General features: G+C 62.4%; 12 protein-coding genes and 1 pseudogene. 6 read left to right on the top strand and 7 right to left on the bottom strand.

The features are described 5' to 3' along the window. Positions 1 to 3 precede the first annotated feature (3 nt). The 5 genes from KU43P_RS18965 to KU43P_RS18945 form a co-directional block, all read right to left on the bottom strand. Positions 4 to 624 carry a response regulator transcription factor gene (locus tag KU43P_RS18965; protein WP_317658999.1) on the bottom strand — a complete coding sequence of 207 codons (621 nt, stop codon included), beginning with the start codon at positions 622 to 624 and terminating at the stop codon, positions 4 to 6. Positions 625 to 906: 282 nt separating this feature from the next. After that, a complete protein-coding gene (locus tag KU43P_RS18960) occupies positions 907 to 2,238 on the bottom strand; it encodes a deoxyguanosinetriphosphate triphosphohydrolase (protein ID WP_317658998.1) in 1,332 nt (443 codons plus the stop codon). Positions 2,239 to 2,332: 94 nt separating this feature from the next. Next, positions 2,333 to 2,662, bottom strand: a complete 330-nt coding sequence (locus KU43P_RS18955; protein ID WP_317658997.1) for a hypothetical protein — start codon at positions 2,660 to 2,662, stop codon at positions 2,333 to 2,335. Beyond that, positions 2,659 to 3,033, bottom strand: a complete 375-nt coding sequence (locus KU43P_RS18950) for a phage holin family protein (RefSeq protein WP_317658996.1) — start codon at positions 3,031 to 3,033, stop codon at positions 2,659 to 2,661. The genes KU43P_RS18955 and KU43P_RS18950 overlap by 4 nt, the downstream gene beginning before the upstream one ends. Before the next feature lie 9 nt (positions 3,034 to 3,042). Then, on the bottom strand, positions 3,043 to 3,357 hold the full coding sequence (locus tag KU43P_RS18945) for a YqjD family protein (protein ID WP_317658995.1): 315 nt from the start codon (positions 3,355 to 3,357) through the stop codon (positions 3,043 to 3,045). Positions 3,358 to 3,680: 323 nt separating this feature from the next. On the opposite strand from KU43P_RS18945, the gene KU43P_RS18940 reads away from it, so the two are divergent. The 5 genes and pseudogenes from KU43P_RS18940 (at position 3,681) to KU43P_RS18920 (ending at position 6,800) form a co-directional block, all read left to right on the top strand. Further along, on the top strand, positions 3,681 to 4,889 hold the full coding sequence (locus KU43P_RS18940; protein ID WP_317658994.1) for an ammonium transporter: 1,209 nt from the start codon (positions 3,681 to 3,683) through the stop codon (positions 4,887 to 4,889). A 73-nt stretch (positions 4,890 to 4,962) separates the two neighbouring features. Next, positions 4,963 to 5,202: a glutaredoxin family protein gene (locus KU43P_RS18935; protein ID WP_317658993.1), complete on the top strand. Its 240-nt coding sequence runs from the start codon at positions 4,963 to 4,965 to the stop codon at positions 5,200 to 5,202. A gap of 109 nt (positions 5,203 to 5,311) precedes the next feature. Next, positions 5,312 to 5,440: pseudogene (locus KU43P_RS18930) on the top strand (peptidase M15); the annotation flags it as partial. A 115-nt stretch (positions 5,441 to 5,555) separates the two neighbouring features. Continuing rightward, positions 5,556 to 5,885, top strand: coding sequence for a transcriptional regulator (locus tag KU43P_RS18925; RefSeq protein ID WP_317658992.1), 330 nt, complete (start codon positions 5,556 to 5,558; stop codon positions 5,883 to 5,885). Between the two features lie 30 nt (positions 5,886 to 5,915). Further along, entirely contained in the window at positions 5,916 to 6,800 is an 885-nt protein-coding gene (locus tag KU43P_RS18920; RefSeq protein WP_317658991.1) for a pseudouridine synthase, read from the top strand. Between the two features lie 110 nt (positions 6,801 to 6,910). Here KU43P_RS18920 and KU43P_RS18915 read toward each other — a convergent pair whose 3' ends face one another. Together KU43P_RS18915 and acnA are read right to left on the bottom strand one after the other, a co-directional pair. After that, positions 6,911 to 8,476: a methyl-accepting chemotaxis protein gene (locus KU43P_RS18915; protein WP_317658990.1), complete on the bottom strand. Its 1,566-nt coding sequence runs from the start codon at positions 8,474 to 8,476 to the stop codon at positions 6,911 to 6,913. A 111-nt stretch (positions 8,477 to 8,587) separates the two neighbouring features. Then, a complete protein-coding gene (gene acnA, locus KU43P_RS18910; RefSeq protein ID WP_317658989.1) occupies positions 8,588 to 11,329 on the bottom strand; it encodes an aconitate hydratase AcnA in 2,742 nt (913 codons plus the stop codon). Between the two features lie 220 nt (positions 11,330 to 11,549). Here acnA and rlmM point away from each other — a divergent pair, with 220 nt between their 5' ends. Further along, entirely contained in the window at positions 11,550 to 12,614 is a 1,065-nt protein-coding gene (rlmM, locus tag KU43P_RS18905; protein WP_317658988.1) for a 23S rRNA (cytidine(2498)-2'-O)-methyltransferase RlmM, read from the top strand. The last annotated feature ends 582 nt before the right edge of the window (positions 12,615 to 13,196 follow it).

Here is a 13,196-nt window from a genome sequence, read left to right as displayed (position 1 = left end):
ACCTCAGACCAGTGCGTTGCGCTTGGCCATTTCAATGAGATCGACCAAGGTCTCGACCTGGAGTTTCTGCATCAGGCGTTTCTTGTAGGTGCTGACGGTCTTGTTGCTCAAGAACATGCCGGAGGCGATTTCCTTGTTGCTTCTTCCCTGGGCAAAAAGTTGCAGCACCATCAGCTCGCGATCATTGACGTGGCGGAACAGCCTGAGGTCGGCCTCCGCTGTTTCGTGGCCGTTGCTAACTGCCTGGCTGGGGAAATAGTTGTAACCAGCAAGTACGGCCTTTATCGCACTGAGCAACTCGCTCAGGTCTTCCTGCTTGCACACATATCCGGCAGCACCCGAATGCATGCAGCGCAAGGCGAACAGTGCCGGTGATTGCGCCGTGAGGATGAGCACCTTGGACGGTAAGGCCATGGCCTGGAAGCGTGACAACACCTCCAGACCGTCCAGCCGGGGAATGCTGATGTCGAGAATTACCAGGTCCGGAAGGGTTTCGCGAATCATCTGCATGGCATCGACGCCATTGTCCGATTCGCCAACGATCTTGTAGTTCTGGTTCTCGAGCAACATACGGACAGCCAGGCGAATGACCGGGTGATCATCGACTATGAATACGGAGTACATGTTCAACTTCCCTGCGACTGATGACGAAGGCAGGGCGCACCTTAACCCAGTTGAAAGTCGTCTGGGGCGCGTGGAGGAGGGAATGATGCTTTATGGGAAATTGCCTACAACATAAGGCAACTAACGCCACGAAGTGTAAAAAATTAATTCTTGATAAAGGCCATTTCAGGCGTTCATTGTTTGTACTTTTCCTGGTGTGTTTAATGAATAAACGCAAATTGTAGGAATGGGCCTACAAAAATGATGCCGCTGGCCAGATCGGCCCAGCGGCAACACTCGCATTCAGGTAGGGCTGGATCGGCCGGTCATCTCCCGAGCCATTTCGCTGGCATAGCTGTCGGTCATGCCGGCGATGAAATCGATCATGCGCAAGAAAGACTTGTACAGCGAGTCGTGTGGATTGGGCGCACTGTTACCGAGCAGGTCAAGTACGCGACGGCTCTTGAACGAAGGCGTGCGGCCTCCGTGCTGTTCGAGGGCAGCGGCGCAGAAGGTGTTGAGGAGGATTTCCAGGGTGGTGTAGGCACCGATCTCGTGCAGCGTCTTGCGTTTGTCCTGGAAGATCTTGTTGCGCGCCATGTCCTTGGCCTGCAGTACGCACCGCTTGGCGGGGCCATGCATGTGCTCGACCAAGTCGCCGCTCAAGTGCCCGGCCAGCAGCGCTTGCTGCTGCTCGACGAAGGCGTGGGCGGCGGCGTTGGTCAGGTGCTCGATGGCCTTGCCGCGCAGAATCGCCAGCTTGCGCCGCCTAGAGTCCGCCGGGCCGAGCTGGCGATAGGTTTCAGGGAGGTCGTCACCCACCAGGTCCAGCAGCAGCGCCTCGACTTCGGCGTAGTGCAGCAGCTCCATCTCCAGGCCGTCTTCCAGGTCGATCAGGGCATAGCAGATGTCGTCAGCGGCCTCCATCAGGTACACCAGCGGGTGGCGCGCCCAACGCTGCTCCTGCAGAAGTGGCAGGCCCAGCTTGCGGGCAATCTGTTCCAGCAGTGGCAACTCGCTCTGGTAGCAACCGAATTTGTGTTTCTTGTAGCCCAAGGCATCGGCGTGCCGTGCTGTCCAGGGGTATTTCAGGTAGGTGCCGAGGGTGGCGTAGGTCAGCCGGGTGCCGCCATCGAACTGGTGGTACTCAAGCTGGGTCAGTACGCGAAAGCCTTGGGCATTGCCTTCGAAATTGAGGAAGTCACCGCGCTCGTCATCACTCATGTCGTCCAGCCAGCCTCGCCCCGCGGCCTGCTGGAACCAGTGGCGGATGGCGTCTTCACCGGAGTGACCGAATGGTGGGTTGCCGATATCGTGGGCCAGGCACGCGGACTGCACGATCATGCCCAGGTCGCTGGGCGCGCACCAGTCAGGCAGGCTTTCACGTAGCGTTTCACCCACGCGCATGCCCAGCGAGCGCCCTACGCAACTGACTTCCAGCGAGTGGGTCAGGCGAGTATGGATATGGTCGTTGCTGGTTACGGGGTGGACCTGGGTCTTGCGCCCCAGGCGGCGAAACGCGCCTGAGAAGATGATCCGATCATGGTCCTTGTGGAAGGGGCTGCGCCCCAGTTCATCGGCGCTGTACAGGGCTTTGCCCAAGCGTTCACGGGTGAGCAGGGTGTGCCAGTCCAAGGCGCGGTCTCCTGTCGATCGAAGGGCATAGCATCCTGTGTCGCAGAGGGTGGCGCAAGGGGGAGGGCACCGCTGGCTGGCAGCGGTGCCACGGTCAGGGGCGTCGCCCTGCTTGCAGGTAGAGGCGCACCAGCGGCAGCAAGCTACTGCCTAAACGTACCAGACGCGACAGGTTGCCGCTGCGCACGCCCTTGCCGGTCAGAAAGCCCAGTGCCACCACTGCACCGATGCCCCACAGAGGTGCGTGCTTGATGCCCAGCCCCTCGTGCAGTGTCCCGCCCATGCCGCGCAGCCGCTGCAAGGGTTGCAGCAACTGCCCGGACTCGTGACGGATTTCCTGGCGGTGCATCTCCATACGCAAGCGCAGCAGTGCCTTGCGCAGCTCCTTGGGATTACGGGTATTCGGCAGTTCAGGCAGGCTCATGGCAACAGGCGCTCCCGGTCCTTGGCAAGTTCTTCGAGGGTCGCGCCGAAGGGCGACGACTCGTCGAACACCGCAGCCTTGAGCCGCAGCGCGCAATAGAGGGCGGCGATACCGTAGAACACGCACAGGCCGATGATCCCGGCCAGGCGATAGCTGTCCCAAAGCAGCACCAGCAGCAGGCCCGACAATGCCGTCAGCAACAGCAGCGCGAAAACCAGCGCCAGCCCAGCAAACAGCAGCAGGCTCAGGGTGCGCCCCTTCTGCTCCTGCAACTCGATGCCGAACAGTTCGATGTGGCTGTGCAGCAGCCCCAGCAGTGCCGCGCCCAGGCGCTTGCCTGAAGCGCCGCTGGCAATGGCGTCATTGTCCATGGGGTCTCCTCAGCGCCGATTGGCCAGCAGGCCGATCAGCAGGCCGACACCGGCGGCAATGCCGATGGCCTGCCAAGGGTTTTCCTGAACGTAATGCTCGGCGGTGCCCAGCGCTGCCTGGCCGCGTTCCTTTACCGAGTCCTGGGTCAGTTGCAGGGTTTCGCGGGCTTGGGTCAGGCGCTCGTGAATCTGCTCGCGCAAATCGTCGGCCTGGTCGCCCGCCAGGTTGGCGGTATCGGCCAGCAGTTTCTCGGTATCACGAACCAAGGCCTGAAAGTCAGCCATCAGTATGTCTTGTGCAGTCTTTGCCGATTTGCTGGCCATGGGGCTCTCCCTGTGTGGTGTGTAGATCATTCGAGTTTGCCGGTGCGCGGAAGGTTCACTGTGGCGCTGGTATGGGCCTTGCTAAGCCTAGCCCAACGGAATCTGCCACAACCCGGGGCGCTGCCCACGCTTGTGCGCCGATTCAGGGCGTACACGCCCGACGGATACCGATAAACCTTAACTCAATCCACGACAAACCCAAGAAAAAACCACGCAGGCTTCAGCCGGTACGCTAGAACACGGCCGTGAGCTGGCACCGATTCGGTGCAGGGATGCAGGTTCTTGAACTGTCCTGGTGCCTTTTCAGCAGGTCTGCCTACTTCATGGAAAACATGCACAGCGCGATGGACTCTCTGGTCCACGGTTCCAACACCCTGTTCATCCTCATGGGCGCCATTCTGGTGCTGGCCATGCACGCCGGCTTCGCCTTCCTCGAAGTAGGTACGGTGCGCCATAAGAACCAGGTCAATGCCTTGTCGAAGATCCTCAGCGACTTCGCCATCTCGGCATTGGTGTATTTCTTCGTCGGCTACTGGATCGCCTATGGCGTGAGCTTCCTGCAGCCGGCGGCGCAACTGGCTGCCGACCACGGCTATGCACTGGTCAAGTGCTTCTTCCTGTTGACCTTCGCGGCCGCGATTCCGGCGATCATCTCGGGCGGTATCGCCGAGCGTGCCCGATTCGTTCCGCAGCTTTGCGCCACCGCGCTGATCGTGGCGTTCATCTACCCGTTATTCGAAGGCGTGGTATGGAATGGCAACCTGGGTATCCAGGGTTGGCTGCAGGCGCGCTTCGGGGCGCCGTTCCATGACTTCGCCGGCTCTGTGGTGGTGCATGCCATGGGCGGCTGGCTGGCATTGGCGGCCGTATTGCTGCTGGGCGCCCGACGCGGGCGCTATCGCGACGGGCGTCTGGTGGCCTTCGCGCCGTCGAGTATCCCATTCCTGGCCCTGGGTTCGTGGATCCTGATCATCGGCTGGTTCGGCTTCAACGTAATGAGTGCCCAGACGCTTCAGGGCGTCAGCGGCCTGGTGGCGATCAACTCGCTGATGGCCATGGTCGGCGGCACCCTGGCAGCGCTGTTCGCCGGCCGCAACGACCCGGGCTTCCTGCACAACGGGCCGCTGGCAGGGTTGGTAGCGATCTGCGCAGGCTCCGACCTGATGCACCCGATCGGTGCGCTGGCCACCGGGCTGGTGGCGGGTGTGCTGTTCGTCTGGAGTTTCACCGCCGCCCAGAACCGCTGGAAAATCGACGATGTGCTAGGTGTCTGGCCGCTTCACGGGCTGTGCGGTCTGTGGGGTGGGATCGCCTGTGGCATCTTTGGCCAGTCGGCTCTGGGTGGGATGGGCGGTGTCAGCCTGGCCAGCCAATTGATCGGCAGCCTGGCGGGTGTCGTGGTGGCGCTGGCCGGCGGCTTTGCCGTGTATGGCCTGATCCGTCGCTTGCATGGCCTGCGCTTGAGCCATGAGCAGGAGTTCCAGGGCGCCGACCTGTCGCTGCATCGTATTGGCGCCACCAGCCAGGATTGAGTGAGGCGGGGTGCGCAGGGGGCGGGAGGGGCCTAGAATAGGTTTCTCTTCCCTGCAAACCGAGTTCTGCTCCATGCTGCCTGAATGCCAACTCTTCGGCACCGTCGGCTGCCACTTGTGTGAAGTGGCCGAAGCGTTGCTGATGCCCTTCGTCGACCATGGTCTGCTGGTCGAACTGGTCGACATTGCCGATAGCGAGGCGCTGTTCGAGCGCTATGGATTGATCATCCCGGTGCTACGGCGCAGCGATACCTCTGCCGAATTGCACTGGCCGTTCGATGCCGAACAGGTGGTGGCGTTTCTCGCGCAGTGATGACGCAAGGGGAGTTATGTCCCTGCGCCATGGTGGGTGCCGAGTTGTGATGATCGCGTGCTGGCGCACCGAGCGCCGGTATCTTCAATGGATCATCAGGAAAGCAGCCATGCTAATCACTCCCCATTTCCCGTTCGAAGAAATGATCGTTTCGCAACTCGCTGCGAGGGAGGGGCTCGACAACACCCCGCCTCCCGAGGCACGGGCCAGCCTGCAGTTACTCTGCGACGCCCTGGAATAGGTGCTGACCTTGCGCAAGGGCACCGGCTACCTGCCGGCCTGCAATTAACCGCATTGACGGCGCCAAGGTGATGTTCGTATGCTGTATATAAACACAGTATCGAGGTGAATGCATGCTCAACGTCGAGCAACTCAAGTACAGCGTCAACCGCATGCCGGTGGAACGGGTATGTGACGCAGTGCTGGAATTGCGCCTTGAAGGCTTGGTCACCGATGATCGCACGCCGTTCGGCAAGGTCCACTTCAATACCTGCTTTGCCGAGATCGAGGCCTTGTTCCAGCGTGCCGGCTATCACCGGGGCCTGGATGTGGTGGGTTATCAGGGATTGCTCTATGCGCTCTACGATCCCGGTCGCTGGGAGCCCGTGCAAGTGCTGCGCTGGCTGAAGGAGCGCAGTGAAGGTGGTGTCGAGGCTGGTTGCACTGCCGGGCTTGGGGGATAATGCCCGGCTTTGATCCGTTCGAGTCCCGCCATGACCAGCCCCTTCGACCCAGCCCGCCAGCAAGCCAGCACGGTGTGCCTGCCCCCTGGCAACTGGGCCACGGTGCTCGATTGCCTTTGCGACCACTTCAAGGCCATCGGCCGTGATCAGTGGCTCGACCGATTTGCCCGTGGCCGCGTGCTCGACGCCCAAGGTCAGGCGGTCGCTGCCAACCTGCCTTATCGTCGCGGCATGCGCCTGCACTACTTCCGCGAGGTGGCCAATGAGCGGCCGATTCCGGTGGAGGAGGCCATCCTGCATGTGGACGAGCACCTGGTAGTGGCGGACAAGCCGCACTTCTTGCCGGTCACGCCGACCGGTGAGTACGTCGAACAGACCCTGCTGCGACGTTTGATCCGCCGCCTGGACAACCCCCACCTGGTGCCGTTGCACCGGATCGACCGGCACACGGCTGGCCTGGTGCTGTTTTCCGCCAATCCGCAGACGCGCAGTGCGTATCAACGGTTGTTCCCGGAGCGCCGTATCGACAAGCGTTATCAAGCCATCGCAGCGCCCATGCCCCAGCATGATTTTCCGCTGGTGCATAGAAGCCGGTTGGTGCACGGCGAGCCGTTTTTCCGCATGCACGAGGTGGAAGGGGCGCAGAACAGCGAGACCCTCGCCGAAGTGCTCGAGAAGAACGCCGAGTGGTGGCGTTACAGCCTGTCACCGGTCACTGGCAAGACCCACCAGTTGCGGGTGCACATGGCCGCGCTGGGCGCCGGCATCTGCAATGACCCGTTCTATCCCGAGCTGCTCAAGGAAGAAGACGATTATCAGCGGCCCCTGAAGCTGCTGGCGCACAGCCTGCGCTTCAGTGATCCGTTGTCGGGTGAAGAACGCTATTTCGAAAGCCGGCTGACGCTGGATTGGTAGGCGGCTGCAGCCTGAGATGACCCTGTCGCCGGCAAGCCGGCTCCCAAAGAGGTATCAGTGCCGTTGAGATCAGCGCTGTACCTGTTGGAGCCGGCTTAGGCCACGCGAGCTTAGCGGTTGAAACGCTCCACCAGCGAATACTGGCCGCTGGCAGTGGTGGTCAGTGCTTCACTGAGCTGCGCCGAATGTTGCGCCTGCTCGGCCGTCTGGTCGGCCAGTTCGGCGATGGTGCTGATGTTGCGGCTGATCTCATCCGCCACAGCGGTCTGCTCTTCGGTGGCAGCGGCAATCTGGGTGGCCATGTCGGTGATATTGGCTACCGCCTCACTGATACCGACCAGCGCTTGGTCGGCCTGCATGACCCGTTCGACGCCTTCCTGAGCCTGACGGTGGCCGCTTTCCATGGTCTGTACCGCGTTGTTGGCGGTTTGTTGCAGCTTGGCGATCAGGCCGTGGATCTGTCCGGTGGACTCGGCGGTACGTTGGGCAAGCTGGCGCACTTCATCTGCGACCACGGCAAAGCCTCGGCCCATTTCGCCGGCGCGTGCAGCTTCGATGGCGGCGTTCAGTGCCAGCAGGTTGGTCTGGTCGGCAATCCCCTTGATCACATCCACCACACCGCCGATCTCATCGCTGTCCTTGGCCAGTTGAGTCACGGTCGCACCTGTCTCGCCCACGGCGTTGGACAAGCGCTCGATGGCATCGCGGGTTTCCCCGGCAATCTGCCGGCCCTGGGCCGTCAGGCGGTTGGCTTCCTGGGTGGCATCGGCGGTGCGCTGTACATGGTTGGCCACCTCCTGGGTGGTGGCGGCCATCTGGTTGACGGCGGTAGCGACCTGTTCGGTTTCCACCCGTTGGCGCTCCAGCCCCGAAGAGCTCTTGTGCGCCAGGTCGTCGGACTGACGGGCCTGCTCGCTGAGGTGTTCGGCGCTGTCCTGCAGGCGGGTCAGGCAGGTTTTCAGGCGTGCGTCCTGGCTCAGCATGGCCATTTCCAGGCGCGCCTGAACGCCACGGCTGTCGGTGTACATCTGCGCGATCAGCGGGTCGGAAGTGGTCTGTTCGGCTAGACGCAGCAGGCGCTTGAGGCCACGTTGCTGCCAGCCCAGGCCCATCAGGCCGAGGGGGACCGACAGGCCGGCGGCCAGGGCGAAGCCCCAGGAGTGGCCCAGCCAGTTGCCGATCAGGAAGCCGACCTGGCTGACCAGGATGAACGGCAGCCAGTCCTGCAGCACGGGCAGCCATTTGTCCCGGCGCGGAATCGCGGCCTTGCCTTGATTGATGCGCTGGTACAGCGCTTCGGCGCGGCGGATCTGCTCGGCGCTGGGCTTTATCCGCACCGACTCGAAACCGACTACCTGGTTGTTGTCGAAGACGGGTGTGACGTAGGCGTTGACCCAGTAGTGATCGCCCGACTTGCAACGGTTCTTGACGATACCCATCCACGGCAAGCCTTGCTTGAGGGTTTGCCACATGTGGGCAAAAACCGCCGGCGGTACGTCGGGGTGGCGCACCAGGTTGTGCGGTGCGCCGGTCAGCTCCTCGCGCGTGAAACCGCTGATCTCGATGAAGGCATCGTTGCAGTAGGTGATCACACCCTTGGCATTGGTGGTGGAGATCAACCGTTGTTGGGCGGGGAATGTCCGCTCACGTTGAGTAATCGGCTGGTTGTTACGCATGGGTCGTGTAATCCGCAAGGCTTTGGAGAGGTATCGGCAGGCCCGCGGTTTTATTGAATGAATATTTGCCAGGCAGGGCAGGGAAGGGGCCGCAGGGCGGCCCCAGGTGCTTCAGCTCGCGATCAGTTGGCGCAACACGAAGTGCAGGATCCCGCCGGCCTTGAAGTACTCGACTTCATTGACCGTATCGATCCGGCACAGCACCTCGATCTGCTGCTGTTGGCCATCCTCGCGGGTGATGCGCAGCGCAAGGCTCATGCCCGGTTTTATCTGCGCACCCGCAAGCCCCAGCACGTCGATATGCTCCTTGCCGGTCAACCCCAGTTGCTTGCGGTCGTTGCCGGCCTTGAACTGCAGGGGCAGTACGCCCATGCCCACCAGGTTTGAGCGGTGAATGCGCTCGAAGCTCTCCGCCAGTACCGCCTTGACTCCCAGCAGATTGGTGCCCTTGGCCGCCCAGTCGCGGCTGGATCCGGTGCCGTACTCCTGGCCGGCAATCACCACCAGTGGCGTGCCTTCGGCCTGGTAGCGCATGGCGGCGTCATAGATCGACAATTTCTCGCCCGTGGGCACGTACAGGGTGCTGCCACCTTCCTCGCCGCCGAGCATCTCGTTGCGGATGCGGATGTTGGCGAAGGTGCCGCGCATCATCACCTCGTGGTTGCCGCGCCGTGAACCGTAGGAGTTGAAGTCCCGTGGCTCCACGCCCTTGCTGCGCAGGTAGCGACCAGCGGGGCTGTCGGCCTTGATGTTGCCGGCCGGGGAAATATGGTCGGTGGTCACCGAGTCACCCAGCAGGGCGAGGATGCGTGCACCCTGGATATTCTCGATGACAGGCAACGGCCCGCTGATGTCGTCGAAGAACGGTGGATGCTGGATGTAGGTGGAATCGTCCTGCCACACATAGGTGGCGGCCTGCGGCACCTTGATCGCCTGCCACTGCGCGTCGCCGGCGAACACCTCGGCGTACTCCTTGTGGAACATGGCCGTATCGACTTTTGCGACGGCTTCGGCAATTTCCTGCTGGGTTGGCCAGATGTCACGCAGGTAGACCGGTTGGCCATCCTTGCCGGTACCCAGCGCATCCTTGGTCAGGTCCACGCGCACGCTGCCCGCCAGCGCGTAGGCGACCACCAGTGGTGGCGAGGCCAGCCAGTTGGTCTTGACCAGCGGGTGTACACGGCCTTCGAAGTTGCGGTTGCCCGAGAGCACCGAGGCGACTGTGAGATCGGCGCTGCTGATGGCTTTTTCGACGGCTTCATCCAGAGGGCCGGAGTTGCCGATGCAGGTGGTACAGCCATAGCCGACCAGGTCGAAGCCGAGCTGGTCGAGGTAAGGGGTGAGTCCGGCGGCATCGTAGTAATCAGTGACCACTTTGGAGCCGGGCGCCAGTGAGCTCTTGACCCACGGCTTGCGTTGCAGCCCCTTCTCCAGGGCCTTCTTCGCCACCAGCCCCGCTGCCATCATCACGCTGGGGTTGGAGGTGTTGGTGCAGGAGGTGATCGCGGCGATTACGACGGCGCCATGGCGCAAGGTGTGGGTCTGGCCGTCATGGCTGTAGTCGATCTCGCCGGCCTGGTCGGCATTGCCCACCGCCACGCCACCGCCGCCTTCGCTTTCCAGGCGGCCGACTTCCTTGGCCAGCACTTTGGGCTGCTGTTCGATGAAGTGGTTGAAGGCTTGGTTGACCTGGCCCAGTGCGACGCGGTCCTGGGGCCGCTTGGGCCCTGCCAGGCTGGCTTCGACGTCGCCCATGTCGAGCGCCAGGGTATCGCTGAAGGTCGGTTCCTGCCCCGGCAGGCGCCATAGCCCCTGGGCCTTGCAGTACTGCTCGACCAGTTGCACCGTCGCGTTCGGCCGGCCTGACAGCCGCAGGTAGTCGAGGGTGACCTCATCCACAGGGAAGAAACCACAGGTGGCGCCATATTCAGGCGCCATGTTGGCAATGGTGGCGCGGTCGGCCAGCGGCAGGTCGGCCAGGCCGTCACCGTAGAATTCGACGAACTTGCCGACGACGCCTTTCTTGCGCAGCATCTGCGTCACGGTCAGCACCAGGTCGGTAGCGGTTATGCCTTCGCGCAGCTTGCCGGTGAGCTTGAAACCGATCACTTCGGGGATCAGCATCGACACGGGCTGGCCGAGCATGGCGGCTTCCGCCTCGATGCCACCCACGCCCCAGCCGAGCACGCCCAGCCCGTTGATCATGGTGGTGTGCGAGTCGGTGCCGACCAGGGTGTCGGGGAAGGCGTAGGTACGGCCATCCGCTTCACGGGTCCAGACCGTGCGCCCGAGGTATTCCAGGTTGACCTGGTGGCAGATGCCAGTGCCCGGCGGCACCACGCGGAAGTTGTCGAACGCGCTCTGGCCCCAGCGCAGGAAGGCGTAGCGTTCGCCATTGCGCTGCATCTCGATGTCGACGTTTTCGCTGAAGGCCTGGGGCGTGGCATAACGGTCGACCATCACCGAGTGGTCGATCACCAGGTCCACTGGCGACAGCGGGTTGATCCGCTGTGGGTCGCCACCGGCCTTGGCCATGGCGGCGCGCATGGCGGCCAGGTCGACCACCGCCGGTACGCCGGTGAAGTCCTGCATCAGTACCCGCGCCGGGCGGTACTGGATCTCGCGATCGGAACGGCGCTCCTGCAGCCAGTTGGCGAGGGCACGCAGGTCGTCGCCGCTGACGGTCTTGCCGTCTTCCCAGCGCAGCAGGTTCTCCAGCAGCACCTTGAGCGACATGGGCAGGCGCTGCAGGTCGCCCAGTTGGCGCGCGGCTTCGGTGAGGCTGTAATAGTGGTAGGTCTGGTCGGCTACCTTCAGGGTCTTGAGGGTGTTCAGGCTATCGAGCGAGGGCATTGCCAACTCCTTCTGCACCGGTGCCCGGCCTGTGCTGTTGGCCGGTGTCACCGCTCTGTTTCGGCCCGCACGGCACGGACCTGGCTGAATGGTCAGGTTAGACCGGTTTGGTGTACCTGACCCTTTTCTGGACCGGCGGGGCGTGTCGCAGGTTCCGAACTTCCTTTATCATCGCCGCCCTGCCGGCGCCCGTAGCGCGCCCGCCGTAGTGGAGTGAGAAATGAATACCCTGTTCATGCATTGCCGGCCCGGTTTCGAGGGCGAGGTCTGCGCCGAGATCAGTGAGCACGCCGCCCGCCTGGGCATTGCCGGCTATGCCAAAGGCAAGCCGCAGAGCGCCAGTGCCGAGTTCGTCTGTGCCGAGGCCGACGGTGCCGAGCGGTTGATGGCGCATCTGCGCTTCGCCCAACTGATCTTCCCGCGCCAGTGGGCCCGCGGCAGCTATATCGAACTGCCGGAGACAGATCGCATCAGCGTGCTGCTCGAGCACCTGGCCGGGTTGCCGGTGTTTGGTAGTCTGTGGCTGGAAGTGCTGGACAGCAACGATGGCAAGGAGCTTTCGACGTTCTGTCGCAAGTTCGAGGTGCCGCTGCGCAAGGCGCTGGAGAAGGCCGGGCGCCTGGTCGATGACGCCAGCCGGCCGCGTCTGTTGCTGACCTTCATCAGTGGCCGACGGGTGTTCGTGGGTGTGGCCGAGGCGAACAACAGTGCGCTGTGGCCGATGGGTATTCCGCGCTTGAAGTTCCCGCGTGAAGCCCCTAGCCGTTCGACCCTGAAGCTTGAAGAGGCTTGGCACCAGTTCATCCCGCGTGAGCATTGGGAGCAGCGGCTGGGGGACGACATGACCGGTGTCGACCTGGGGGCCTCACCGGGTGGCTGGACCTACCAACTGGTGCGCCGCGGCATGCTGGTCACCGCCATCGACAACGGGCCCATGGCGGAAAGCTTGATGGACACAGGGCTGGTCCAGCACCTGATGGCCGATGGCTTTACCTGGCAGCCGAAGCAGCCGGTGGACTGGATGGTCTGCGACATCGTCGAGAAGCCGGCGCGTACTACCGCGCTGATCGAGACGTGGTTGGGGGAGGGGCTTTGCCGTGAGGCGGTGGTCAACCTGAAGTTGCCGATGAAGCAACGTTATGCCGAGGTGCGGCGGTTGCTGGATCGCATGGAAGCGACGTTTCAGGCGCGTAAGGTGAAGGTGTCGATTGCTTGTAAGCAGCTGTATCACGACCGTGAGGAAGTGACGTGTCATCTACGTAGATTGGATACGAAATCGCGTTAGTACGCCGTTGCCGTTGCCGTTGCCGTTGCCGTTGCTTTTGCTTTTGCTTCTAAGCGCGCGATAGTTCAGACGACACAAATTGCGACTTCAGGAGGCCGAGTGGAGGTGACTGGAGGGGGCCGGTGCGTAGCACCCTTCGGCGTCAGCCGAAGCGCGAGATGTAGACTTGCGCAGCAAGTCGTAGGCCGCGGAGCCCCCGGAGGGCACCGGAGCGAGGGGACCCCGAAGCGTAGCGTAGGGGCCGGATGATGGGAGCCGACGGTTTTGGTTACTTTGGCCACGACCAAAGTAACCCGCCGTAAGGGCGGAAAGGTGAATCAGCGCCGCTGCGGCGATTGGATATTCACCTGATCTGAAAGCCACAGCCCCCCAAAGCCCCCGAAATAAGCGAAAGGTTAAAGCTCATGCGGTGGTCTTGATGCACTCGGGCATATCCATTTGCCAAGGAGACGCTCATTCACCTTTCCGCCCTTACGGCGGGTCACTTTTTGGCAAACGCCCCAAAAAGTAACCAAAAAAGGCTGGCGGTATGACTCACCCACATGGGTTACAAATCAGTTCACTCACATAGGTGACAGTTTT

Source organism: Pseudomonas sp. KU43P (assembly GCF_033095865.1).
Classification (GTDB): domain Bacteria; phylum Pseudomonadota; class Gammaproteobacteria; order Pseudomonadales; family Pseudomonadaceae; genus Aquipseudomonas.
This window is presented reverse-complemented; position numbering and strand designations above follow the sequence as displayed.